The organism is Leifsonia sp. AK011, from assembly GCF_013410945.1.
Lineage (GTDB): Bacteria > Actinomycetota > Actinomycetes > Actinomycetales > Microbacteriaceae > Rhodoglobus.
The window spans coordinates 2,425,423-2,450,983 of record NZ_JACCCH010000001.1 but is presented as its reverse complement, the minus strand read 5'-3'; the positions used below and the strand labels follow the sequence as shown (position 1 = coordinate 2,450,983).

Here is a 25,561-nt window from a genome sequence, read left to right as displayed (position 1 = left end):
CAGTCTCACGCGCGACACACTGGCCGAACTGGGCAAGTCACGAGGGACAGACTAGTTCGGGGCGAGCCAGAGCCCGCCCAGCGGGGGGAGGGTCAGCTCGACGGATGCCGGGCGCCCGCTCCAGGGCTCGTCGCTCGCGTCAACCGCACCGTAGTTGCCAACACCGGACCCACCGAACTCGGTGGCGTCGGTGTTGATGACCTCGCGCCAGGTGCCGCCGAACGGCAGGCCGATGCGGTACGGCCCCACCGGGTTGCCGCTGAAGTTGAAGACTCCGACGAGCGGCTGACCGTCGCGGGACCACCGCAGGAACGCGATCACGTTCTGGGTGGCGTTGCCGCCATCGATCCACTCGAAGCCCGCAGGGGAGTTGTCCTGCTCCCAGAGGGCGGGGTGCGAGCGGTAGGCGCGGTTGAGTTCACCGACCATGCGCTGCAGGCCCCGGTGCACGGGCTGGTCGAGGATCCACCAGTCGAGCCCGCGCTCCTCGCTCCACTCCGACGGCTGGCCGAACTCGCTTCCCATGAAGAGCAACTGCTTGCCGGGATGGGCCCACATGAAGGACAGGTAGACGCGCAGGTTGGCGAGCTTCTGCCACTGGTCGCCCGGCATCTTGTGCAGGAGCGACCCCTTGCCGTGAACGACCTCGTCATGGCTGATCGGCAGGATGAAGTTCTCGCTGAACGCGTAAAAGAACGAGAACGTGATGTCGTTGTGGTGGTACGAGCGGTACATCGGATCCTCCTGCATGTACTGCAGGGTGTCGTGCATCCAACCCATGTTCCACTTGGTGCCGAACCCGAGACCCGACGCGGAGGTTGGCTTGGTGACCCCGGGCCAGCTCGTCGACTCCTCGGCCATCATGACGATGCCCGGGTTGCGCTTGTAGGCGGTCGCATTGACCTCCTGCAGGAAGCTGATCGCCTCGAGGTTCTCGCGCCCGCCGTACTGGTTGGGCAGCCACTCGCCCTCCTTGCGGGAGTAGTCGAGGTAGAGCATGGATGCCACGGCATCCACCCGCAGGCCGTCGATGTGGAACTCCTCGAGCCAGTACAGTGCGTTAGCCACGAGGAAGTTGCGCACCTGCGACTGCCCGAAGTTGAAGATGTACGTGCCCCAGTCCATCTGCTCGCCGCGGCGGGGGTCGGAGTGCTCGTACAACGGCTCACCATCGAAGCGCGCAAGTGCCCACTCGTCCTTGGGGAAGTGGCCGGGCACCCAGTCCATGATCACGCCGATGCCCGCATTGTGCAGCCGGTCGATCAGGTACTTGAGGTCGTCGGCGTGCCCGAAGCGGCTCGTCGGCGCGTAGTAGCCGGTCACCTGGTAGCCCCAGGAGCCGCCGAAGGGATGCTCGGCCAGCGGCATGAACTCCACGTGCGTGAAGCCCAACTCTTCGATGTAGCCGATGAGCTCATCGGCGAGGGAGCGGTAGTCGAGACCAGGGCGCCACGAACCCAGGTGCAGCTCGTAGACGCTCATCGCCTCGTTGAGCGGCTCGGAGGACGCGCGCCGTGACATCCACTCGCTGTCGCGCCACTCGTACTGGGAATGCTCGATGCGGGATGCCGTGGCCGGCGGTACCTCGGTGAACCGGGCCATCGGGTCAGCACGCTTGACCCACTCGCCACTCGGCGTGAGGATCTCGAACTTGTACGCGTTGCCCGGCTCGAGCCCTGGCACGAAGATCTCCCACACGCCGTTGTCGTCGAGGCGGCGCATGGCGTGGCCGAGGCCGTACCAGCCGTTGAAGTCACCGATCACACGGACGGCTTGGGCGTGGGGCGCCCAGACGGAGAACGAGGTGCCCGCGACATCCTCGTGAGGCCGGAAGTGCGCGCCGAGCACGTGCCAGATCTGCTCGTGCCGACCCTCACCCCACAGGTAGAGGTCGATCTCGCCGACCGAGGGTACGAAGCGGTACGGGTCCTCGGCGGTCCACGTCGGACCGTTGTCGTACTCCGTCTCGATCGTGTAGCTCTGGCCAGCCCCGGGCAGGAGGCCGTGCCACAGACCGTCGGCGACGTGGTCGAGCGGAACGCGCGACCCGTCGCCGCGAACGATCGTGACGGCCGCGGCGAGTGGACGGACCACGCGCACGACGAAGCCCGTGTCGACGGGGTGCTGGCCGAGCGAGGCGTGCGGCTGCGGGTGGCGGCCCTCGACGAGGGCGGCGATGTGGTCGGGGTGAAGCTCGGGGAGTGCGGTGGTGGAGGCCATGCTCAACTCTTTCCCTTGGGGTACTCGACGTGCAGGATGTGCATGGGCTGCGTGAAAGCATCGAGCCGCACGTAGTTGTCCGCACCCCACTCGAAGCGCTCGCCGGTGAGGAGGTCGCGCACCGTGAAGCGCGCGTCCGACTCGAGTCCGATGCGGCTGAGATCGAGGTGCACCGTCGTCTCGCGAACCGAGTGGGGGTCAACGTTGGCCACGATGATCAGGGCATCCGTCTCGCCGCCCTCGATGTAGGCGCCGTCGAGGTACTTCGAGTAGACGAAGATCGAGTCGTCGTCGCTCCAGTGCACGTCGAGGTTGCGGAGCTGGCGGAGAGCGGGGTGCGCCGCGCGGATCAGGTTGAGCGTCGTGAGGTACGGCGCGAGCGAGACGCCGTTCTTCTCCGCGGTCGCCCAGTCGCGCTGCTTGTACTCGTACTTCTCGTTGTCGATGTTCTCCTCGCTGCCCGGGCGGGCGACGTGCTCGAAGAGCTCGAAGCCCGCGTAGACGCCCCAACTCGGGCTCGCCGTGGCCGCGAGCCCCGCACGGATGCGGTAGGCGGGGACTCCACCGAACTGGAGGTACTCGGTGAGGATGTCCGGGGTGTTGACGAAGAGGTTGGGACGCAGGAACGCCGACGTCTCGTGGGAGATCGAGGTGAAGAACTCGGCGAGCTCCTCCTTCGTGTTTCGCCACGTGAAGTAGGTGTACGACTGCTGGAAGCCGACCTGGGCGAGGGAGTAGAGCATCGCCGGGCGGGTGAAGGCCTCGGCGAGGAACACGACGTCGGGGTACTCCTCGTTGATCTCGTGCAGTACGAGCTCCCAGAACCGCAGGGGCTTGGTGTGGGGATTGTCCACCCGGAAGATCCGCACGCCGAGTCCGATCCAGTAGCGCAGCAGACGCAGCACCTCGGCACGGATGCCTGAAGGGTCGTTGTCGAAGTTGATCGGGTAGATGTCCTGGTACTTCTTGGGTGGGTTCTCCGCGAACGCGATCGTGCCGTCGGGCAGTGTCGTGAACCACTCGGGGTGCTCGGTGACCCACGGATGGTCGGGCGAGGCCTGAAGCGCGAAATCGAGCGCAACCTCCAGGCCAGCCTTCTTCGCCTGGCCGAGGAAGTACGTGAAGTCCTTGATGGTCCCCAGGTCGGGATGCACGGTGTCATGCCCGCCGTCGGCAGAGCCGATCGCCCACGGCGAGCCGGGGTCGCCCGGCTGGGTGACGAGGGTGTTGTTCGGTCCCTTGCGGAACTGGTGGCCGATGGGATGGATCGGGGGGAGGTACAGCACGTCGAAACCCATCTCCGCGACGGCCGGCAGGCGCCGCGCGGCAGTACGGAACGTGCCGCTCGTCCACGTGCCATCCTTCGCGCGCTTGGCGCCCTCGCTGCGCGGGAAGAACTCGTACCAGCTGCCGAGGCCAGCCCTGGCGCGCTCGACGCGGATCGCGAGGGTCTCGCTCTCGGTCGTGAGGCTCGCGAGGGGGCGAGCGTCGATGGCGGCGGTCAGTTTCGGGTCCTGCGCGATGGCGAGCTTGGCGTCGGGCGTGATGGATGCGTCGGCGAAGGCGGCCGCGGCATCCTTGACGACCTTGCGGGTGCCCGCTCGCGCCAGCAGCTGAGAACCCATGAGAACCATGAGGTCGACATCGACGCGGGCAGGGATCTTGATCTCCGCGTTGTGGAGCCACGTCGCCCAGTCGTCGTTGAACGCGCGGATCTTCCACGTCCACGTGCCCTCCGTGGGCAGTTGCGCCTCCGCGCGCCACCGGTCGGTGCCCGGCGCGATGGGACGCATGCGGTACGTGGCAGTCTGCCCAACCGGATCGGTGAGGAGCAGCTGCACCCCGAGAAGGTCGTGGCCCTCTCGGAAGACGGTCGCTTCGAACGGCACCACCTCCCCGGCGAAGGCCTTACTCGGCCAACGGTTCTCGGGCACCTGGGGTGCAAGGTGACGGATCGGAATGCGACCCAACGCTGGTTCGTACTCGGTAGCCACGTTCCGACCGTACCCCTTTTGGGCCTGCGGCGTCCGGGGTTCCGGGCGGGCGGCAAGTCCTCTACACTCCCGCACCTGCGCGGCCCCATCCGTGAGTGCACGGGGTCTTTACGCCACGGTAACTTTGTCGCCGTAGGGTTGACGGGTGAAGGCCATCAGAAGGTTTACCGTCCGAACCGTCCTCCCTGAGCGTCTGGCACTGCTCGAGGAACTCGCCACCAACCTGCGTCGCTCATGGCACCAGCCCACCCGCCAGCTGTTCAAATCCATGGATCCGCAGCTGTGGGAGGAGACATCGCACGACCCGGTCGCGCTGCTCGGTGCCATCCGGCCGGAGCGTCTCGCGGAACTCGCCGACGACGAGGCGTTCGTCCAGGCCGCGACAGAACTGCGTGACGAACTCCACAACTACCTGCGTGAACCGCGGTGGTACCAGTCGCTGGATGACGCGCCAGCCACGATCGCGTACTTCTCTCCCGAGTTCGGCATCGCCGCCGCACTGCCGCAGTACTCCGGCGGACTCGGAATCCTCGCCGGCGACCACCTCAAGGCCGCGAGCGACCTCGGCGTGCCGATCATTGGCGTCGGGCTCTTCTACCGTGCCGGCTACTTCCGCCAGGCGATCTCGCGCGACGGGTGGCAGCTCGAGTCATACCCCGTGCTCGACCCAGACGGCCTGCCGCTCAGTGTCCTGCGGCATCCCGACGGCAGCGCAGCCCAGGTGGTGCTCGCACTGCCCGACGGTGGGGCGCTGTACGCCCGCATCTGGCAGGTCTCGGTGGGGCGCATCCAATTGCTGCTGCTCGACACCGATATCCCCGAGAACGGGGAGGCCCTGCGCGGGGTGACCGATCGCCTCTACGGCGGTGGTGGCGAGCACCGCCTCCTCCAGGAGCTGCTGCTCGGCGTCGGCGGCGTGCGCGCCATCAAGGAGTACACCGAGCTGACCGGCACTCCCTTCCCGGGGGTGTTCCACACCAACGAGGGCCACGCAGGCTTCCTCGGGCTCGAGCGCATCTCCGACCTCATCGGCCAGGGGCTCTCGTTCACCGAGGCGCTCCAGGTTGTTCGTGCCGGCACGGTGTTCACGACCCACACACCGGTCCCTGCCGGGATTGACCGGTTCGAGGTCTCCCTCATCGAGAAGTACGCGCGCACCGACCTCCTGCCCGGCGTCGCCGCGGAGGATGTGCTCGCGCTCGGCACCGAGAACTACGAGGGCGGCGACCCGACCAAGTTCAACATGGCGGTCATGGGCCTGCGCCTGGCGCAGCGCGCCAACGGCGTTTCGAAGCTCCACGGCGAGGTCTCGCGCGGAATGTTCGGGGTGCTGTGGCCGGAGTTCGACGCCGAGGACGTGCCGATCACGTCGGTGACCAACGGGGTGCACGCGCCCACCTGGACCGACCCGCTCCTCGGAGCGCTCGCCGCCGAGAAGTTCGGCAGCTCCGACACGACGACCGCCGACTGGATGTCGAACGTTGTCAGCGACGCCGACATCTGGGCGGTGCGGGGGCGTATGCGCGACCAGCTGGTGCGGGATGCCCGCCGCCGCGTGCGGCTCGCGTGGCAGGAGCAGAACCCCGGTGTGGGAGACCCGACCTGGTTCAGCGAACTGCTCGACCCCGAGGTGCTGACGATCGGCTTCGCCCGACGCGTGCCCACCTACAAGCGCCTGACGCTCATGCTGCACGACCCGGAACGCCTGCGCGCACTGCTGCTGCACCCCGAGCGGCCCATCCAGCTCGTGATCGCTGGCAAGTCGCATCCGGCTGATGACGAGGGCAAACGCCTCATCCAGAAGCTCGTCGAGTTCGCGGCCGAGCCGGAGGTGCGCAAGCGCATCGTCTTCCTGCCGAACTACGACATCGGCATGGCGAAGGTGCTCTACCCGGGAACGGATGTGTGGCTCAACAACCCGCTGCGTCCGCTCGAGGCCTGCGGCACCTCCGGCATGAAGGCCGCCCTCAACGGCTCGCTCAACCTGTCGATCCTCGACGGCTGGTGGGCCGAGTACTACGACGAGGACAACGGCTGGGCAATCCCGTCGGCGGACTCGGCGGGCGATGGCGAGGAGCGCGACAAGCTCGAGGCCGAGTCGCTCTACGACCTCATCGAGCACCAGGTGGCACCGCGGTTCTACGACCGGGACGCGGACGGCATCCCGACCCGGTGGGTGGAGTCGATCCGCCACACGCTCGCGACCCTGTCGCCGTCGCTGTCCGCCGACCGCATGGTGAAGGAGTACGTCGAGCGCCTCTACATCCCGGCGGCGCGCGCCGAGCGCGAGATCGTCGTCAAGGGCTTCCAGCCCGCGCGCGACCTCGCAGCGTGGAAGGCCCGCGTGACGGACGCCTGGCCCGGGGTGCACGTCGCCCACGTCGAGTCCGGGGGAGTGGACTCCGTGCCGCAGGTCGGCGACGAGCTGCACCTGCGGGCCACGGTGGAGCTCGCGGGCCTCTCGCCGGACGATGTGCTCGTCGAGGTCATCTACGGTCGCGCCCAGGCGAGCGACAAGCTCATCTCGGTGCGGCGTGAGCCGCTTCTGCCGGTCACTGAGGGTGCCGGTGCTCCCGTGTTCGCGGGCACCGTGCCGCTCGAGCGAGCCGGCAGCTTCGGCTACACGGTGCGCGTCGTTCCCAAGAACCCGCTGCTCGCGTCCGACGCAGAGCTCGGGCTGGTGGCCGTCGCGGGGTAGCGGCTCGGCTAGGGCTTCGCGATGGGGGCGATCGTGGCATCCGTGATGCGCACGAGATCGGCGGGCGCCAGCTCGAGGTCGAGGCCTCGACTGCCGCCGCTCACGAAGATCGTGTCGTAGAGTTCGGCGGTCTCGTCCAGCACGGTCGGATGCACCGTCTTCTGGCCGATCGGACTGATGCCGCCCACGACGTATCCGGTGCGGCGCTCCGCCAGCTTCGGGTCGGCCATCTCGGCCCGCTTGCCGCCGACGGCCGCAGCCAGCGCCTTGAGGTCGAGCTTGCCCGTCACGGGCACGATTCCGACGACCAGCTTGCCGTCGACATCCGCAAGAAGCGTCTTGAACACCTGCTCGGGGTCGAGCTCCAGGGCCGCGGCGGCCTCGAGTCCAAAGTTCGTGTTCGCCGGATCGTGCTCGTAGGCGTGTGCGGTGAACGGGATGCCCGCTGCCGTGAGCGCAACGGTGGCTGGGGTACCTGCGGCCATAGCTTCAGAGTACCGAGCCGCTCGGAGTGCTAGCAGCGTGTCTCGCCCTCGAGGCTCACGTCCACCGTCAGCAGGCCAGCGTCCGCAAAATCCTGGTTGACGCGGTCGGCGATCAGCCTTACGAGCAGGGACGCGTCGGAAGCGCCCCTTCCCCGGAAGCGATCGAGGTCCTCTTCGGAGTACTCGTCGAGGCTGACCTCGACCGAGCTCCAGTCGCCGCCCTGCAGAAAGGCCCTCGCGGAGTCCGCGTCCGGACCGTCCCCGTTCGCGCGCACGTAGGCGACGCACTCGACCCCCGCGAACTCGCGGCGGACCACGACATCCCACTCCTCATCGATCAGGGTGGGCATGCTTTCCTCGGCTCCTGGCGACGGCATGGTCGTGGGAGGGACGGCGGCGGGTGTTTCCGCTGCCGAGCATCCGGACAGCATCAGCCCAGCCACCACCAGGGCGGCGCAACGGTGAGCAAACGTCATGTGCCGAGCCTAGTGGTGTCGCGGAGGGCACGAGAAGGCAGTTGCGACCAGTGGAGCGAGATGCTCCTGCTCACAACTGCCTTCTCGGTGCTAATTGCGTGGTGCTACTTACGGGGTGCTACTTGCGTGGTGTGGGCGTGGGTGCAGATTCGTCGGGCTTCGCGGATGCCGCGGCCGCTGCATCCGCGTGGGCTGCAGCCTCGAGCGCCTCGGCCTCCTCGCCGCCGATGGCCTCACCGCGGGCGACCAATCCGGCCACGTCCGACAGCGGGATCTCCTTGAGGAAGAGCGACAGGATGAACGCGATCCCGATGAAGGGCAGGAGATACCAGAACACGGGAGCGAGCGCGTCCGCGTAGGCGGTGACGATGCCGTCGCGCACCGCGTCGGGGAGTGCAGCGAGCGTCTGCGGGTCGAGCGTCGCGGTGGAGTTCGATGCATCCTCTGCGCTGGCACCCGCCGCCGTAAAGACCCCGGTCAGATTCTCGGTGAGGCGCGTCGTGAAGATCGTGCCGAACACGGCAACACCGAGTGACGCGCCCATCTCGCGGAAGTAGTTGTTGGTGCTCGTCGCCGTGCCGATCTCCGAGGCGGGCACAGCGTTCTGCACCACGAGAACCACGACCTGCATGATGAGGCCCAGCCCCGCGCCGAAGAAGAACAGGTACACGCAGATCAACCAGATCGGGGTGTCGGCGGTGAGTGTCGTCATCGCGACCATCGCGGCTCCCGTGACGAGTGTGCCGATGATCGGGAACAGCTTGTAGCGACCGGTCCGAGTGATGAGGATTCCCGAGGCGATCGAGGTGCCGATAAGGCCGACCATCATGGGCAGCATCAGGAGCCCGGATGCCGCGGCCGACGTTCCGGACGACATCTGCAGGAACGTCGGCACGAAACCGATGGCCGCGAACATGCCGAGCCCGAGGGTCAGACCGATCGCGGTCGCGTTGACGAAGATCGGATTCTTGAAGAGGTGCAGCGGGATGATCGGATCCTTGGCGCGTGCCTCGACGAGCACAAAGAGGAGCGCTGCGACGAGCATCCCGGCGCCGAACAGCCACGTGATGGGGGAGTCCCAGCCCTGGTCGGCGTCACCGCCGAAGTCAGTGAAGAAGATGAGGCACGTCGTGAACGCGGAGAGGAGGATGACACCGAGGACGTCGATGGGCGCGGTCGCCTTCTTGCTCGGGAGCCGCAGGGTGAACCACGCGATGGCGAATGCCGCGATACCGACCGGGATGTTGATGTAGAACGCCCACTGCCAGGTGAGGTGATCGACGAAGAAGCCGCCGAGCAGCGGTCCGCCGACGGCCGAGAGGCCGAAGACCGCGCCGAGCGGGCCGAGGTACTTGCCACGCTCGGACGCTGGCACGATGTCGGCGATGATCGCCTGGGAGAGGATCATGAGACCGCCGCCGCCGAGACCCTGGACTGCCCGCCAGATGATGAGCTGCGTGAAATCGGTCGAGAATGCGGCACCCGCCGAGGCGATCGTGAACAGCGCGATCGCGATGAGGAAGAGGTTGCGCCGACCGAGCACGTCGCCGAACTTGCCGTAGACCGGCATCACGATCGTGGTGGCGAGCAGGTAGGCCGTGGTGAGCCAGACCTGGTGCTCGACGCCGCCCAACTGGCCGACGATCGTCGGCATGGCCGTCGACACGATGGTCTGGTCGAGGCTCGACAGAAGCATGCCGGCGATGAGCGCGCCGAAGATGATCCAGATCCGCCGCTTCGTGAGAAGCAGCGGGGCGGGGGCAACGGATGTCACGGGAGAGCCTTTCGGGTCAGTTGTCGGTGAGGATGCCGCGCATGACGGCGACGGTCCTGTGGAGGGCCGTGCCGAAATCGGCAGCAACCTCGGGATCGGGGAGGCATTCGCCCGTGGAGCGAATGACCGTGGTGAAGAGGTCAAGTGTCGCCCTGGCGCGCCGGTCGTCGGTGGGGACGCCCTCGCGGTGGGCGATGAGCTCGAGGATCTGCTGATCGCGCTGACGGGAGAGGCCGATGAAGCGGGCGAGGATGCGCGGCTCCCTGTCGAGCACCCGCATGAGTTCGGCATGATCATCGGCGCCGAGGCCCACGGTGTTCGCATGGTCGGCGGCGAGATCCACGAGATCATCGAGCACGGCGGACCAGCCGCGGGATGGGCGGTCGAGGAACTGCACCGCGAGCTGCTCCATGATGCCGTCCTCGCTGACGCCGACAACTGCCTCCTCCTTGGAGGGGAAGTAGTTGAAGAAGGTGCGTCGCGAGACGCCCACCTCTGCGCAGACTTCCTCGACAGTGAACCCGGCCAGTCCCCGCTCCGCGGTCAATCGGCGGCTCACGGAGGTGAGCTGCCGAGCGGTCTGCTGCCGACGTTCGACGCTGCGGGGAGTGGTTGCACTATTGGGCACAGAGTGCAGTATTGCACGATTGAACCGAGAGTGCAATTGGGAGTCAACGGCATCCGGGCGCTCGTGGCCGCGCGGAACACGCACCCTGGACGAGCACCGTCGAGGCGCGCGCGACCGTGACCTGCACGGTGGGTGCCGGAACGGCGAGAGTTCCCGCGATGGGAATCCAACCACCCGAGCCCACGCGATACTCGGCCCGGAAGTCGACGGTCAGCGTGACCCCGAATGTGCCCTCGCGGGCGAAGACGTGACTGGTGGGCGTCGCGGAGAACTCCCGCCCGCCTGTCGTCGTCCAGGGGCTGCCGCCGGTCGCGAGTGTCGCTCGCGAACCATCGCCGTAGTCCCAGCGCCACGCGACGGGCGTGAAGCGAACGGTGGCCGCTCCACCGAGGAGGGTCCCGTCCACCGAATGAACGGATGCCCCGGACCACACATTCGCGGGCAGTCCAGCGACCGCCCATCCGTCCGGTTCCATCACGTGATCACCCACCACCGGCCGGAACTGTGCGATATCCGCGAGGGTGATGGGCGCGGTTGCCGCCTCAGTCGGCGGGGTGACGGACCAGCACGTGAGGTCACCGACGCGATCCATGCAGAAAGTGTTGGGGTCGCCGTCGCTGTCTCCGCCGTCGACGTCCACGGTCCGGTCCGACTCGGTGTCGGGATCGGTCCCGGGGGCGGTGAGGGTGCCGTCAAGCGTGACGCTGTCGCTGCCGATGGACCCGGAGGTGCAGAGGCTTAGATCGAAACCTAGGTCCCCGCAACCACCGCTGGTCGCGAGGATGATGAACGCTAAGAGGAACATGACGACCCCGTCCTCCAAAGCTCGTTCTTCGAGATCACGAAGGAGTCCGGCGTCTGAGAGAGCGTCACCTCGAAGACCGCATACCTATCGCGCGGAGGCGTGATGTCAATCCCCGAGGCGTCGATCACCTTTAGTTCGCCGTAGTCGTGGCAGGCATAGGCAGTGAGATTTGGCGGATCAATCTGCTGGAGACGAAAAGCCACCAACGGTGTTTCACCCTCAGTGTGTCGACCACTCAACCGAGCTTCTTCATAGACGCGCTGTTGAATCTCGAACCAATCGGCGGTCGTTAGCGCGCGAATGCCGTCTAGCCCAGTGTCAGCGCCAGATGAGACTGATCGGAGTTGCAGCGAGTACTCCCGATACACCTCCTCCGCTGCGGCCAGCGCCTCCTCGTCCGTCGCGAAGAGTGGCGCCTCTGTCGCGGCATCCGTGGGCGTCGGGGCGGCCGCGCGCGTCGGCACACACGCACTCAGCAGCGCGAGTAGGGCTATCGGGAGGGTGAGGTGCAGCAGTCGCATCCGGGAACGCTAGGCCAGCACAGCGCTGTGTGCGCCCGGCTTTCCACAGGAGGGTCAGACCGTGGAGTCCGCGCCGTGCGCTCTGAGGAGCTGCATCGAGGCTCCCGACACCCTGCGCAGCGAACCCGGCAGGTAGTCGACGAGCGGGTCGGCATGCTCCTCGACGGACGAGTCCCACAGCAACGAGTACCCGGCCACACCCTCGTGCGCCGGAAGCACGACGTCCACGTCGTCCTCGAGGCCGTGCACGATGAGCAGGATCCGGTTGAAGTCCTCGAACTCGGGCGTGGAGGCCGCGAGGTACTGCAGCGTGCGTTCCTCCGGCGAGTCCCAGTCCTTCTCCGACATGGAGACGCCCTGCTTGTTGAACCAGTCCATCTGCGTCGCGCTCGGCACGGTCTCGCCCCAACGCCCGTACCGCACCGGGCGCAGCGCAGGGTTCTCCCGCCGGAACCGGATGAGGTCCCGGGCGACCTGCAGCAGGTCCTCCTGCCAGGGGTCGTGCTTCCACGGCAGCCAGGTCAGCTCGCTGTCGTGGCAGTAGGCGTTGTTGTTGCCGCGCTGGCTGCGTCCGAACTCGTCGCCGGCGGTGAGCATCGGAACACCCGCCGACAGCAGCAGTGTGCCGAGGAGGTTGCGCATCGCCTTGCGTCGCGAGTCGATGATCGCGGCATCCTTCGTCGGCCCCTCGACGCCGTGATTGAACGAGTGGTTGTTGTCGGTGCCGTCGCGGTTGTTCTCACCGTTGCCCATGTTGTGCTTCTGGTTGTAGGCGGTGAGGTCGGCCATCGTGAAACCGTCGTGGGCGGTGATGAAGTTGACGGATGCCACCGGCCCCCGCTCTTGCGAGAACACGTGTGCAGACCCCGCAAGCCGTCGCGCCAGCGACCCGATGCCGTTGGGCGCCGTGCCGTTGGCGCGAGCGGCACCGATGTCGGTGAGCCAGAAGTCGCGCATCCGGTCGCGGTATCCGTCGTTCCACTCGGACCAGCCGCGGCCTGACTCGCTCACACCGGGGAAGTTGCCGACCTGCCATCCGCCCATGCCCACGTCCCAGGGTTCGGCGATGATCTTGGTGTTCTGCAGCTCCGGGTCATCCCGGATCGCGAGCAGCAGCGGGTGGTCGGGCTGGAACTCGTGGTTGGCGTCCCGCCCGAGTTCTGCGGCGAGGTCGAAGCGGAACCCGTCGATCTGGAGGTCGTTCGTCCAGTACTTGAGGGAGTCGAGGATGAGCCGCTGAACGGCTGGCGTCGCGGTGTTCACGGAGTTGCCGCATCCCGTGGTGTCGACGTAGTCGCCGTCGGCGGTCTGCCGGTAGTAGCTCTTGTTGTCGATGCCGCGGAACGACGTCGTGGGGCCGGTGGGTCCCTCCTCGGCCGTGTGGTTGTAGACGACGTCGAGCACGACCTCGAGGCCGGCCTCGTGCAGCAGCTTGACCATGCCCTTAAACTCGCGCAGCACGGCTCCCGTGCCGCCGAACTGCGCATCGCGCGAGGCGTACGCGGCATGCGGCGTGAAGAAGTTGAGGGTGTTGTATCCCCAGTAGTTGATGAGGCCCTGCTTGATGAGGCGCTGCTCGCTCACGAACGCCTGCACCGGCAGCAGCTCGACCGTCGTCACGCCGAGGTCCTTCAGGTAGGCGATCGTCGAGGGATGCGCGAGACCCGCGTACGTGCCGCGGAGCTCCTCGGGCACATCGGGGTTGAGTTTGGAGATGCCCTTGGCGTGCGCCTCGTAGAGCACCGTGTGGTCCATGGGGATGCCGGGTTTAGTCGAGGAACCCCAGTCGAACGAGTCGGGCTCCTGCACGTAGCCGCGCCACACACCGTTGGAGGCTCGTGCGAGTCCCCGCGCGTATGGGTCGATGAGGTGGGTGGTGGGGTCGAAGTCGTGCCCCGGGCCGGTCGGTCCGCTCACCCGCACGGAGTACTGGGTGCCGGGGGTGAGGTACTTGGTCGTGACCGACCAGACCTCGCCGTTCTGCGTCATCGGGAGGGTTTTTGCGACCCAGGTGCTGTCCTTCTCGTCGAAGATGCAGAGCTCCATCGCGGTGGCGTTAGCCGACCAGACGCGAAGCTGCCCACCGCGCGACGTCAGGCGCACTCCGAGGTCGGACAGGGCGTCTGGCATGCGTTCTAGAGTAATGAACGTGGCGATCTATCTTGACCACGCAGCAACGACCCCCATGACGCCCGAGGTGCTGGAGGCGTACACCTCCGCCCTCATGGTGGCTGGCAACCCCTCCTCGATCCATTCGCAGGGCCAGGCGGTGCGCGGCATGCTCGAGAACGCCAGGCACACGATCGCCGAGGCGGTGAGTGCCGACACGATGGAGGTGACCTTCACCTCCGGCGGCACCGAGTCGATCAATCTCGCCATCAAGGGCCTCTTCTGGGCGGCCGGGGAAGGTCGCACGCGCATCCTGTCGACACGGGCGGAGCACCATGCGACCATCGACTCGATCGAGTGGCTCGAACGCTACGAGGGTGCCGTGGTGGAGTGGATCCCGGTGGATGCCACGGGCCGCATCGATCTCGACGCCCTTGCCGCGGCGCTCGGCCCCGATGTCGCTCTCGTCACCACCCTGCTGGCCAACAACGAGGTCGGAACTCTCCAGCCCGTGAACGAGATCGTCGCCCTCGCCGCCGCTCACGGCGTTCCGGTCCACGTGGACGCGGTGTCCGCCCTGGGTTCGGTGCCTGTCGACTTCCGCGCGACGGGGGCAGCCGCCCTGAGCATCTCGGCGCACAAGGTCGGGGGGCCGGTCGGCGTGGGGGCTCTCGTGATCGGGCGCGGGGCATCCATCACTCCTCTCGTGCACGGGGGCAACCAGCAGCGGTCCCGCTCGGGCACCATGGATGCCGCGGGAGCGCATGCCTTCGCGGTCGCGCTCGCGGCGGCCGAGGGCGCGCGCCGGACCCATTCGGGCGAGGTGCGCGCGCTCCGCGATCGGCTGATCGCAGGGGTCCAGCGAGTGGTCCCGGAGGCGATCCTCCGCGGCGACCCGACCGAGCGGCTGCCGGGCAACGCGCACTTCACGTTCCCCGGCTGCGAGGGTGACTCCCTGCTGTACCTGCTGGATGCCGCTGGCTTCAGTGTCTCGACGGGCTCGGCATGCCAGGCGGGGGTGCCCGAGGCATCCCATGTTCTTCTCGCGATGGGACTCAGCGAGACCGACGCGCGCGGCGCCCTGCGGTTCACCCTCGGTCACACGACAACGGCGGCCGAGATCGACGCCCTCATCGGCGCCCTCCCCGACGCGGTGGAGCGCGCTCGCCGGGCCGGGATGGCCTAGCTCGAGAGTTCACGTACCGGTAACACGCGACCACTTTTCGGCGAGAGCGTTTCACTGTTAGCGTGTGGATCAGTCACTTCCGTTGAGGTGCGCTACCCGACGGGAGAAGTAACCCACCATGTCTTCACGAGTACAGCGACGTGCGCTCATCGCGATCACCACGGCCATCGCCCTGACCTTCGGAACCATCCTTGTCGGAGCGCCAGCCAACGCCGCCGTGGGAGGCACCGTCTCAGGACGGGTGTTGCTCGAGTACGGCGAGACCCTTCCGACGTACTCGGGTGAGGCGATGTTCTTCCCGCTGTGGGGTGCCGGAACCCCGACCTCGACGCCCATCGATGACGGCCACTACTCCGTCAGCGGGCTGGAGCAGGGCGACTACCGCGTGCTCTTCCGTTCGCTCGACCCGACAACGCCCTACGCCGACGTGTGGCTGGGCGGTTTCCTGCACGAGTCCGACTCGACCGTCCTCACGGTGGGTGCCTCCAACGTCGAGTTGGACGACGTGGTGATCCCCCAGGGCGGAAGCATCAGCGGCACCATCACCTCGGCGTCGTCCACGGACCGTGGAGCAGCGGCAGCCTTCCTCTGGGATCCCGCCACCGGCGAGTGGGAGCGCTACTCGCGGTGGGCCAACGCCGATTCGAGTGGCAACTACCTGCTCAACGGGCTGGGCGATGGCACGTACCTGCTCCGCTTCGCCGCACAGGGCGACAGCGTGCTCCTCTCCACGGAGTACTGGGATGATGAGGAGTACTGGTCCAACAGCACACCGGTCGTCATCGAGAGCGACGCGGACCTCACCGGGTACAACGCCTCTCTCGCCGCGGGCCCCATCGACCTGCTGCGGATTGCCGGAGCGAACCGCTACGCCACCGGAGTCTCCATCTCGTACGGCCAATGGGACACGGCCGATGCCGTGTTCATCGTGAGCGGCACCAACTTCCCGGATGCACTGAGCGCCGGTCCCGCGGCAGCGCACATTGCCTCGCCGCTCCTACTCACGGCCCCCGACTCACTGTCGCCCGTCGTCGCGGAGCGCCTGGCAGAACTCGAACCCGAGTACATCTTCATCATCGGGGGAACCCCGACCATCAGCCAGACGGTGGAGAACCAGCTGCAGGGGTACGCCTCAGACCAGGTGGTCAGGATCGCAGGCGCGAACCGATACGAGACGTCGCGCCTCATCGCCAACATCTTCTTCGATGGCACAGGTGCCGACACCGCGTACCTGGCTACCGGTGTCAACTTCCCTGACGCGCTGAGCGCGGGGCCCGCAGCGGCGAATGAACACGGTCCCGTCATCCTGGTGCCCGGGGCGAACTCTTCTGTGGGTGGCGAGACTCTCGAGCTGCTTGACGGGCTGGGGGTCTCCAAAGTCGTGATCGCCGGCGGTGCCCCGTCCGTGTCGGGTGCCATCGAGGCGGAACTGCGCGGCACCGACTTCCTCGATGAGGTGTACCGCAGGGCGGGCGCCAACCGCTTCGAGACCTCCCTCCTGATCTCGCAGGGCTCGTTCCCGATGACGGACGGTGTCTTCTTCGCCACCGGACTTGGATTCCCGGATGCGCTCGCAGGAGCGGCGCTCGCCGGCCACCCGGCCTGGCGCTCGCCGATCCTGCTTGTTCGCACCAACTGCGTTCCAGCCGGTGTCAATGAGGAGATCGCCCGTCTCAAGCCGTCGGACATCTACATCCTCGGCGGCGAGCCCACGATCGGGCAGGGAGTCGTCAACGGCGTTCCCTGCTGACCGGTCCGCCGGTCGCAGACTGGCCGACGATGATCGGACCCTCCCGCCCCCGCGCGAAGTAGCCTGAAACGAGGGGGATGCCCCCTGTGAGCTACAGGACCGAGGGGGACCGGCGAATGCGCACACGTGGAGCACGGACGAGACTGGTTGCCGCGACGGCAACGTTCGCGATGGTGCTGGGTGGCATCCTGGCGGCAACACCGGCGGCTGCGGCCGTGGGAGGTGCAGTCAGCGGCACCGTGTCCGCGACATCCGGGCCGCTCGCGAACATTCGGGTGACGTTCTTCCCGCTGTGGGGGAGTGGGGATGCCGCGGGCACCGCGCTCACGAACTCCTCCGGCGCCTACTCCGTCACGGGGCTCGAACAGGGCACGTACCGCGTGCGCTTCGCCCCCGAGGACCAGGCGAGCACCTACGCCGCGGCGTGGTGGGGAGGCGGTTCGCTCGAGAGTGAATCGAACATTCTCACGCTCGGTGCTGCGGCGGTCACCGGTGTGAACGTGACGCTCGCGGCAGGCGGGTCGATCAGCGGCACCATCACGACCGGCTCCTCGACCGACAAGGGGGCGGCAGCGGCGTTCCTCAAGAACTCCGTCACCGGGCAGTGGGAGCGCTTCTCGCGCTGGGCCAACGCCAACAGCTCCGGCGCGTACACGATCCGGGGCCTCGCGAGTGGCCAGTACCTACTGCGGTTCGCACCCCAGAGCGACAACCAGCTGATCTCGACGCGGTACTGGCAGAACAAGACCTTCTGGGCAGAGGCTCAGCTCGTCACGATCTCGGGAACGGGCACCGTTTCGGGGCGCGACGCGACACTCCCCTCGAACGGTCGCAAGGTGGCGCGCGTCGCCGGGAGCAACCGCTACGCGACGAGCGCCCTCATCGCCGGGGTGAACCCGGACTTCGCCAACCCGGACTCGGTGTTCATCGTCAACGGCACCGGTTATGCCGATGCCCTCAGTGCTGGGCCGGCCGCCGCTCACCTGGGTTCACCCGTGCTCCTCACCCGAGCGGATTCGCTCGCGCCCGAGATCACCACCAAGCTCAGCTCGATGGACCCCGACACGATCTACATCGTCGGCGGAACGCCCTCGATCAGTGCTGCCGTCGAGGCGCAACTCGCACCGTACGCCAACGTCGGTGTCGTTCGCATTGCGGGGCCTGATCGGTACGCCACCTCCCGGCTCGTCGCGCAGACGATCTTCGGGGATGGCGCCGACACCGCGTACATTGCGACCGGGGCCAACTTCCCCGACGCCCTCAGCGCCGGACCTGCTGCCGCCGTCGAGGGTGGGCCCGTGCTCCTGGTCAACGGTGCTGCGGCGACAAGTGACGCCGACACCCTCGCGGCCCTCCAGGGGCTGGGTGTCTCGAAGGTCGTGATCGCCGGCAGCGAGGGGACGATCTCGGCGGGCATCGAGGCGTCGCTGCGGTCCGCGGCATCCGTGACCGAGGTATACCGTCGGTCGGGCAACAACCGGTACACGACATCGGTGCTTCTCGCGCAGGGGTCGATTCGTCTCGCCGATGCGGTGTTCCTCGCCACGGGCACGGACTTCCCGGATGCCCTCGCCGGGTCGGCGCTCGCCGGATATGAGAGCTTCAGGTCCCCGATCTACCTCGTGCGGCCGGACTGCGTGCCGCAGGCCGTGTTCGACGAGATCGCACGGGTCAAGCCCGCGGAGATCTACATTCTCGGCGGCACGACGACGGTCGGTGACATCCTCGGCAGCCCTGCTTGTTGATCGCTGACAGGGAGTGCCCTGGCGGCCGCTCGTAGACTGGATGCCATGAAGGTTCTGGCGGCGATGAGTGGCGGGGTTGACTCCGCCGTCGCTGCAGCGCGCGCGGTGGATGCCGGACACGATGTCGTCGGCGTGCACCTGGCGCTCAGCCGCCAGCCCGGAACCCTCCGCACGGGCGCACGCGGATGTTGCACCATCGAGGATTCGATGGATGCGCAGCGCGTCGCTGGCCAGATCGGTATCCCGTACTTCGTGTGGGACTTCTCCGAGCGGTTCAAGGCCGACGTGGTGGATGACTTCGTCGCCGAGTACTCCGCCGGCCGCACGCCGAACCCCTGCATGCGCTGCAACGAGCGCATCAAGTTCGCGGCCCTCCTCGACAAGGCCCTCGCGCTCGGATTCGACGCTGTCGCGACCGGTCACTACGCGACCATCCAGTTCGACGAGCAGGGCAATCGTGAGCTCCACCGTGCCGCCGCCTGGGCGAAGGACCAGTCATACGTGCTGGGTGTGCTCACCGCCGACCAGCTCGCGCATGCGATGTTCCCGCTCGGCGCGACCCCGAGCAAGGCCGAGGTTCGCGCGGAGGCCGCTGAGCGGGGCTTCCTGCTCGCGGCCAAGCCGGACTCGCACGACATCTGCTTCATCCCCGACGGCGACACCCGCGGCTGGCTCGCCGACAAGGTCGGGGCAGAGCCGGGCGCGATCCTCGACCGCACCGGCGCCGTTCTCGGGACCCACGAGGGTGCCGCCGCCTTCACCGTCGGGCAGCGCAAGGGCCTCAACATCGGCTTCCCGGCCGACGATGGCAAGCCGCGGTTCGTCCTCGAGGTGCGCCCGAAGACCAACGAGGTCGTCGTCGGGCCACGCGAGGCGCTCGCCGTCGCGGAGATCGCGGGCTCGCGGTTCAGTTGGGCCGGTGTACCGCCCACCCAGACAGAATTCGCCTGCGAGGTGCAGATCAGGGCCCACGCCGACCCGGTGGATGCCACGGCTCGCGTACTCGACGACGAGGTCGTCGTGACGCCCGGAGAGCCGCTGGGCGGCGTCGCGCCGGGGCAGACCGCGGTGATCTACGTGGGAACCCGTGTGCTTGGCCAGTTCACGATCGATCGCACGGTCTCGGCAGTTCCGGTGCCGACGGCCTGACGGTCATTGCCCACGTCGCCTGGTGCGGTCAAGCCCCGCGCCGAGGTCGGTGGGCGGCCCTAGGCTGGGCGCGTGGCAGGGAACACTCACGAGAGCACTGGGCCGGTAGCGAGCACGGAGTCAGCTAGCACCGAGTCATCGAGCACCGACCAGGTCGCCCAGCACGCCAACCCTGAGCTGGTTGCGGCGAAGGCAGAGGTCGATCGGCTGACCACGCGCATCCTCGAACTGCGTGACGCGTACTACGAGCGCGACGAGGAGCTCGTCAGCGATGCGGAGTACGACGGCATGATGCGCTCGCTCGAAGAACTCGAGCGAGCCTTCCCGGAGTTGCAGGGGCAGGACAGCCCGACCCAGACAGTGGGTGGGCGCGCCGCGAAACTCTTCGACCCCGTGCGCCACGCCGAGCGCATGCTGAGCCTCGACAACGTCTTCAGCATCGACGAATTCCTCGCCTGGGCCGCCAAGGTCGAGCGCGACTCCGGCAGGAGCGTCGACTACCTGTGCGAGCTCAAGATCGACGGGCTCGCCATCAACCTGCGCTACGAGAACGGTCGCCTCACGAGTGCGGCCACCCGTGGCGATGGCGTCGTGGGGGAGGACGTCACCGAGAACGTGCAGTTCGTGCCCGGTATCCCGACGCGGCTGGAGGGTTCCGGGCATCCCGAGCTCGTCGAGGTGCGCGGGGAGATCTTCTTCCCGGTCGAGGCATTCGAGCAGCTCAACGCCGAGCAGGCGGCGGCGGGCGAGCGCATCTTCGCGAACCCCCGGAACGCGGCATCCGGGTCACTGCGCCAGAAGGCGGAGGGCAAGTCAGAGGCCGGCCTCGACCTGATGCACCGCAGGCTGTCGAGGCTGCGGATGCTCGTCCACGGCATCGGCGCCTGGCCCGACCCGCCCGTCGCCTCCCAGAGTGAGGTGTACGGCCTGCTCAAGGGGTGGGGACTCCCCACCAGCAGCCACTTCTCGGTGCGGCACACCGCGGCCGAGGCTGTCGAGTTCATCGAGTACTACGGCGAGCACCGCGGCAGCGTCGAGCATGAGATCGACGGCATCGTGGTGAAGGTCGACGAGCTCGCCCTCCACGAGGAGCTGGGCGCGACATCCCGTGCTCCCCGCTGGGCGATCGCCTACAAGTACCCGCCGGAGCAGGTCAATACCAAGCTGCTCGACATCGTGGTCTCGGTCGGTCGCACGGGGCGGGCGACGCCCTTCGCCGTGATGGAGCCAGCCCGGGTCGCCGGTTCCGTCGTTCGTCAGGCGACGCTGCACAACCAGGATGTCGTCAAGGCCAAGGGTGTGCTCATCGGTGACACCGTTGTGCTGCGCAAGGCGGGTGACGTGATCCCCGAGGTGCTCGGGCCCGTCGTCGAGTTGCGTGACGGCACTGAGCGCGCGTTCGTGATGCCCGAGTTCTGCCCGGAGTGCGGAACGCGACTCGCTCCTGCCAAGGAGGGTGACATCGACCTCCGTTGCCCCAACACTCGAGCGTGCCCAGCGCAGGTTCGCGGACGCGTCGAGCACGTCGGCAGCAGGGGAGCGCTCGACATCGAGGGTCTCGGCGAGGTGGGTGCCGCTGCCCTCACGCAGCCACTCGTGCCCGAGGTGCCGCCGCTCGTGAACGAGGCACGCCTCTTCGACCTCACGCTTGAGGAGATCCTCCCGATCGAGGTCATCGTTCGCGACGCCGAGACCGGGCTCCCCAAGGAGGACGAGGATGGCGCGGCCAAGCGTCGCACCCCGTTCCAGCGGGTCGAGCTCACCTATCCACCCGGCACGGAGGACATGGACCCTGCCGAGCGCCGTCGCCAGGGCATCCGCAAGGACTACCGTCTCGTGCTGCCGTCCGCCGCAGCGACGACGCTGCTCGAGAACATCGAGATCGCCAAGACCAAGGAGCTGTGGCGGTTCCTCGTGGCGCTCTCCATTCGGCACGTCGGGCCCGTGGCCGCGCGGGCGCTCGCGGGGTACTTCGGGTCGCTCGATGCGATCCGTTCAGCATCACGTGACGAGCTCGCCGCCGTGGACGGTGTCGGCGGCATCATCGCCGACGCCCTCATCGATTGGTTCGCCGTCGATTGGCACCAGGAGATCGTCGCAGCGTGGGCTGCCGCCGGGGTACAGTTCACCACTCCTGGGCATCCGGGGCCCGGTGCTGCGGCCGACACGGAGGGTCCGCTCTCGGGCCTGACGGTGGTTGCGACGGGGTCGCTGGACGGGTTCACCCGCGAAGGTGCGATCGAGGCAATTGTTGCGGCAGGCGGCAAAGCCGCATCGAGCGTGAGCAAGAAGACGGACTTCGTCGCGGCGGGCCCAGGAGCTGGCTCGAAGCTCGGCAAAGCCGAGGAACTCGGCGTGCGAATCATCAATGCTGAGGAATTCGCAAAACTGCTGGCTGGAGGGCCGTCAGCGCTCGATTGAGTCGTCGGGAGCGCCCCTGACCGACGTATTGCGTTGTGTGCGTTCACAAACCGAGGAATGTTTTTACGCCCGAAACATTCCGTACCCCATACGGGGTGGTCTATCCCCTACCATGAGGGGGTGGTCGCCCATTTCTGGGCATTTCTTGTGAGCGACCGTGGGCAAGGGGACTGGCCAAATTGCTGTTCGAGATTGCAGCGCTACTGTCGACCTCGGTGGGATCCGCCACCGAGGCGTTCAGCCTGCCCTCGCCCGCCTATTCGGTGGTGTCCACCTCCGTTAACGGGGGAAATTACAGTCTCACCTCGCCGATCCGACTCGGAACTCCGCAGGCGAGCGTTCCCGGACCGTTCATCGGTCCGGACCCCGGCGCGAGCGTGCAGCTCCGGGGTACAAGATTGCTCCAGGAACTCACCCTCCTGAGCGCGCCGCAGGTGACGGAGTTCCTCCACGCAAACCCTGCAGCAGTCGACAGTCTTCTCGCGCAACCGCCCGCGGCCCAGGAGGTCACCATGTGGTGGGGTGCCATGGGCGACGAGCACCGCGATGCGGTGATGGCAGCAAGCCCACAACTCGTCGGCAACCTCGAGGGCATTCCCTACCAGTTTCGGGATGAAGCGAACCGGGCCTTCCTCACGGCAACCATCAACGACCTCAACGCCGTGATCGCGCAGCCCGACACTGGCCGAACGGTCGTGGACCTCGCCCAGCGCCAGCTCGTGATGCTCGACTCCATCTCCACCGCGCTCAACGTGGAGGACACGGCAGCGCCGCGAACTCTCCTGAGCCTCGACGTCACGGGGCAGGGCCGCGCCGCGATCATTCTCGGTGACCTCCGCGAAGCGGACTACGTGACCTACCTCGTGCCGGGCATGTTCTTCACGATCGAGAATCAGATGTCGGACTGGTCCAAGGCCGCCAGTGACCTGTACACCGAGCAGCTGCAGTGGCTCGACCGTCTGGGCGAGAGGGACAGCTCGGTCGCGACCATCGCCTGGATCGGCTACCCGACGCCCAACCTCACCAACGTCGGCGGCATCGGCAACGCCGAGATCGGCCGGGACACGTTGGCGAGGTCGATCGAGGGCCTGCAGGCGCTGCGTTCCGCTGACGAGCCGTACGTCTCCGTCATCGCCCACTCCTACGGGTCCACGGCCGCGCTGCTCGCCCTCGCCGAGTACGACTTCCAGATCGATGCACTCGCGCTCGTCGGGTCACCCGGCAGCCCGGCACGCTCGGTGGACGAGCTCAACGTGCGCGACAAGAACGTGTGGGTGGGGGAGGCGCCGTGGGACCCCATCCCGAACAGCGCCTACTTCGGCAGCGATCCCGGGGCCGCGTCGTACGGTGCCAAGTCGATGAGCGTCTCGGGTGGGACAGACCCCATCACCCACACCGCGCTTCTCGGCTCGACCGGCCACAACGAGTACTTCACGGCCGGCACCGAGAGCATGCGCAACTTCGCTCTGATCTCCATCGGCCGCGGCGATCTCGTGACGGGAAACTCCACGCCGGCGGTCGTGAGCGCGAGCGGCGCCCGGAAGTAGCGGGGCGGGCATCCCGCCCACCGTAGACTTGTGCGGTGTCCGAGATAACACCCCAGACCGTTACGCACCTCGCAGGCCTCGCCCGCATCGCCCTCACTCCCGAAGAGATCGAGACTCTCACCGGTGAGCTGGGCGCGATTGTGGACAACGTCGCGAAGGTCAGCGAAGTTGCCACCCCGGATGTGCCAGCGACGAGTCATCCGATTCCCCTCGTCAACGTCTTCCGGCCCGATGTGCCGGGCGTGACCCTCACCACCGAGGAGGCGCTGGCCGGTGCCCCCGAACACGACGGCAGTCGTTTCGTCGTGAGCGCGATCCTGGGGGAGGAGCAGTGAGCCTCATCTACGAGTCGGCTGCGTCGCTCGCCCAGAAGCTGTCCTCCGGCGAGGTGTCGTCGGTGGAGGCCACGCAGGCGCACCTCGATCGCATCGCGGCGGTTGACGGCGACGTTCACGCCTTCCTCCACGTCTCAGAGACCGCGCTGGCGGATGCCGCGGCCATCGATGAGCGTCGTGCATCGGGTGAGTCCCTTCCCGAGCTGGCCGGTGTCCCCGTAGCGATCAAGGACGTCCTGTGCACGATCGGGATGCCCTCGACCTCGGGGTCGAAGATCCTCGAGGGCTGGATCCCGCCCTACGACGCGACGACGGTCGCCAAGCTCAAGGCCGGTGGCCTCATCGCCCTGGGCAAGACGAACATGGACGAGTTCGCGATGGGCTCCTCGACGGAGCACTCCGCGTACGGCCCGACGAAGAACCCGTGGGACTTCGACAGGATCCCCGGCGGTTCGGGCGGTGGTTCCGCTGCGGCGGTTGCCGCATTCGAGGCGCCGCTGGCTCTCGGCTCCGACACGGGTGGCTCGATTCGTCAGCCCGCGGCCGTTACAGGTTCCGTGGGTGTCAAGCCGACCTACGGTGGTGTCTCCCGTTACGGCGCGATCGCCTTGGCGTCGTCGCTGGACCAGGTGGGCCCGGTGTCGCGTTCGGTTCTGGATGCCGCGCTGCTCCACGACGTCATCGGAGGGCACGACCCGCGCGACTCGACGTCGCTCACCGACGAGTGGCCGTCGTTCGCGGCGATCGCCCGTGAGGGTGCTCGTGCGGATTCGCTCAAGGGTCTGCGTGTTGGTGTGGTGAAGGAGCTCGACAGCCCCGGTTTCCAGGCTGGTGTGTCGCAGCGGTTCCACGAGGCGTTGCAGTTGCTGACGGCGAATGGTGCGGAGATCGTGGAGGTTAGTGCGCCCCACTTCGAGTACGCGGTGGCTGCGTATTACGTGATTCTTCCGGCCGAGGCATCCAGCAACCTGGCCAAGTTCGACTCGGTGCGCTTCGGTATGCGCGCGAAGGTTGCGGGAACGGTCGAGGATGTCATGGCCGCCACTCGCGAGGCCGGCTTCGGGCCTGAGGTGAAGCGTCGCATCATCCTCGGTACTTACGCTCTGTCGGCCGGGTACTACGACGCGTACTACGGGAGTGCCCAGAAGGTGCGCACTCTCATCCAGCGTGACTTCTCGGCGGCGTTCGAGCAGGCGGACGTTCTCGTCTCGCCGACCGCGCCGACGACAGCGTTCGAGTTCGGTGCGAAGCTCGCGGACCCGCTGGCCATGTACCTCAACGACGTCACCACGATCCCCGCGAACCTTGCTGGTATCCCCGGTATGAGCCTGCCGATTGGTCTGGCTCCGGAGGATGGTTTGCCGGTCGGCTTCCAGATCATGGCGCCGGCGCGTGAGGATGCTCGGCTCTACCGTTTCGGTGCCACTCTCGAACGTCTGCTCGAGGAGGGTTGGGGCGGTTCGCTGCTCGCGCAGGCGCCGAAGCTGTAGCCCTGGTGCGACTTGTCCGCGGTGTAGGTGTCGCGGACGGGAGGTTTCGATACGCCGGGCTTCGCCGCGGCTACTCAACCCACAGTGGTGGGGTGCCGGGCGTCGTTGCGGCTGCTGAACCCGCAGTGGTGGGGTGCGGGCCTTCGCTGCGGCTGCTGAACCCGCGGTTCTGCGGTGCTGGGCTTGCGGGGCGCCGGGCTTCGCTGCGGCTGCTCGAGTTGATGCGTG

At 67.4% G+C, this 25,561-nt stretch carries 18 protein-coding genes; 9 read left to right on the top strand and 9 right to left on the bottom strand.

Features of this window, described 5'->3' with window-relative positions:
* Window positions 1–51 precede the first annotated feature (51 nt).
* Window positions 52–2,220, bottom strand: a complete 2,169-nt coding sequence (glgB, locus tag HDC94_RS11950; RefSeq protein ID WP_179497842.1) for a 1,4-alpha-glucan branching protein GlgB — start codon at window positions 2,218–2,220, stop codon at window positions 52–54.
* 2 nt (window positions 2,221–2,222) lie between these two features.
* Entirely contained in the window at window positions 2,223–4,214 is a 1,992-nt protein-coding gene (locus tag HDC94_RS11945; protein WP_179497840.1) for an alpha-1,4-glucan--maltose-1-phosphate maltosyltransferase, read from the bottom strand.
* 145 nt (window positions 4,215–4,359) lie between these two features.
* Between HDC94_RS11945 and glgP the strand changes: the two genes are divergently transcribed.
* Window positions 4,360–6,912, top strand: coding sequence for an alpha-glucan family phosphorylase (gene glgP, locus HDC94_RS11940; protein ID WP_179497838.1), 2,553 nt, complete (start codon window positions 4,360–4,362; stop codon window positions 6,910–6,912).
* Between the two features lie 8 nt (window positions 6,913–6,920).
* Here glgP and ybaK read toward each other — a convergent pair whose 3' ends face one another.
* From ybaK to glgX, 7 genes are all read right to left on the bottom strand, one after another.
* Window positions 6,921–7,397 carry a Cys-tRNA(Pro) deacylase gene (ybaK, locus tag HDC94_RS11935; protein ID WP_179497835.1) on the bottom strand — a complete coding sequence of 159 codons (477 nt, stop codon included), beginning with the start codon at window positions 7,395–7,397 and terminating at the stop codon, window positions 6,921–6,923.
* 29 nt (window positions 7,398–7,426) lie between these two features.
* On the bottom strand, window positions 7,427–7,873 hold the full coding sequence (locus HDC94_RS11930; protein ID WP_179497833.1) for a hypothetical protein: 447 nt from the start codon (window positions 7,871–7,873) through the stop codon (window positions 7,427–7,429).
* A 118-nt stretch (window positions 7,874–7,991) separates the two neighbouring features.
* Window positions 7,992–9,647 carry an MDR family MFS transporter gene (locus HDC94_RS11925; protein ID WP_179497831.1) on the bottom strand — a complete coding sequence of 552 codons (1,656 nt, stop codon included), beginning with the start codon at window positions 9,645–9,647 and terminating at the stop codon, window positions 7,992–7,994.
* Window positions 9,648–9,663: 16 nt separating this feature from the next.
* On the bottom strand, window positions 9,664–10,275 hold the full coding sequence (locus HDC94_RS11920) for a TetR/AcrR family transcriptional regulator (protein ID WP_179497829.1): 612 nt from the start codon (window positions 10,273–10,275) through the stop codon (window positions 9,664–9,666).
* 43 nt (window positions 10,276–10,318) lie between these two features.
* Window positions 10,319–11,080 (bottom strand): PKD domain-containing protein, encoded by a 762-nt coding sequence (locus HDC94_RS11915; protein ID WP_179497827.1) that lies wholly within the window; start codon window positions 11,078–11,080, stop codon window positions 10,319–10,321.
* Window positions 11,068–11,601, bottom strand: a complete 534-nt coding sequence (locus HDC94_RS11910) for a hypothetical protein (RefSeq protein WP_179497825.1) — start codon at window positions 11,599–11,601, stop codon at window positions 11,068–11,070. The genes HDC94_RS11915 and HDC94_RS11910 overlap by 13 nt, the downstream gene beginning before the upstream one ends.
* Window positions 11,602–11,655: 54 nt before the next feature.
* Window positions 11,656–13,731, bottom strand: coding sequence for a glycogen debranching protein GlgX (gene glgX, locus HDC94_RS11905; protein WP_179497823.1), 2,076 nt, complete (start codon window positions 13,729–13,731; stop codon window positions 11,656–11,658).
* Window positions 13,732–13,750: 19 nt separating this feature from the next.
* Here glgX and HDC94_RS11900 point away from each other — a divergent pair, with 19 nt between their 5' ends.
* The 8 genes from HDC94_RS11900 (at window position 13,751) to gatA (ending at window position 25,333) form a co-directional block, all read left to right on the top strand.
* Complete coding sequence (locus HDC94_RS11900; RefSeq protein WP_179497821.1) at window positions 13,751–14,896, top strand: cysteine desulfurase family protein; 1,146 nt, start codon at window positions 13,751–13,753, stop codon at window positions 14,894–14,896.
* A gap of 118 nt (window positions 14,897–15,014) precedes the next feature.
* The gene (locus HDC94_RS11895; RefSeq protein ID WP_179497819.1) at window positions 15,015–16,646 is read left to right on the top strand and encodes a cell wall-binding repeat-containing protein; all 1,632 of its coding nucleotides are present in this window, start codon (window positions 15,015–15,017) and stop codon (window positions 16,644–16,646) included.
* Between the two features lie 116 nt (window positions 16,647–16,762).
* Window positions 16,763–18,391 carry a cell wall-binding repeat-containing protein gene (locus HDC94_RS11890; RefSeq protein ID WP_179497817.1) on the top strand — a complete coding sequence of 543 codons (1,629 nt, stop codon included), beginning with the start codon at window positions 16,763–16,765 and terminating at the stop codon, window positions 18,389–18,391.
* Window positions 18,392–18,436: 45 nt separating this feature from the next.
* On the top strand, window positions 18,437–19,540 hold the full coding sequence (gene mnmA, locus HDC94_RS11885) for a tRNA 2-thiouridine(34) synthase MnmA (protein ID WP_179497815.1): 1,104 nt from the start codon (window positions 18,437–18,439) through the stop codon (window positions 19,538–19,540).
* A gap of 177 nt (window positions 19,541–19,717) precedes the next feature.
* On the top strand, window positions 19,718–21,961 hold the full coding sequence (gene ligA, locus HDC94_RS11880; RefSeq protein ID WP_218870939.1) for an NAD-dependent DNA ligase LigA: 2,244 nt from the start codon (window positions 19,718–19,720) through the stop codon (window positions 21,959–21,961).
* 215 nt (window positions 21,962–22,176) lie between these two features.
* Window positions 22,177–23,508, top strand: a complete 1,332-nt coding sequence (locus tag HDC94_RS11875) for an alpha/beta hydrolase (RefSeq protein WP_308495714.1) — start codon at window positions 22,177–22,179, stop codon at window positions 23,506–23,508.
* Between the two features lie 35 nt (window positions 23,509–23,543).
* Window positions 23,544–23,843: an Asp-tRNA(Asn)/Glu-tRNA(Gln) amidotransferase subunit GatC gene (gene gatC / locus HDC94_RS11870; RefSeq protein WP_179497811.1), complete on the top strand. Its 300-nt coding sequence runs from the start codon at window positions 23,544–23,546 to the stop codon at window positions 23,841–23,843.
* Window positions 23,840–25,333 carry an Asp-tRNA(Asn)/Glu-tRNA(Gln) amidotransferase subunit GatA gene (gatA, locus tag HDC94_RS11865; protein ID WP_179497810.1) on the top strand — a complete coding sequence of 498 codons (1,494 nt, stop codon included), beginning with the start codon at window positions 23,840–23,842 and terminating at the stop codon, window positions 25,331–25,333. The genes gatC and gatA overlap by 4 nt, the downstream gene beginning before the upstream one ends.
* The last annotated feature ends 228 nt before the right edge of the window (window positions 25,334–25,561 follow it).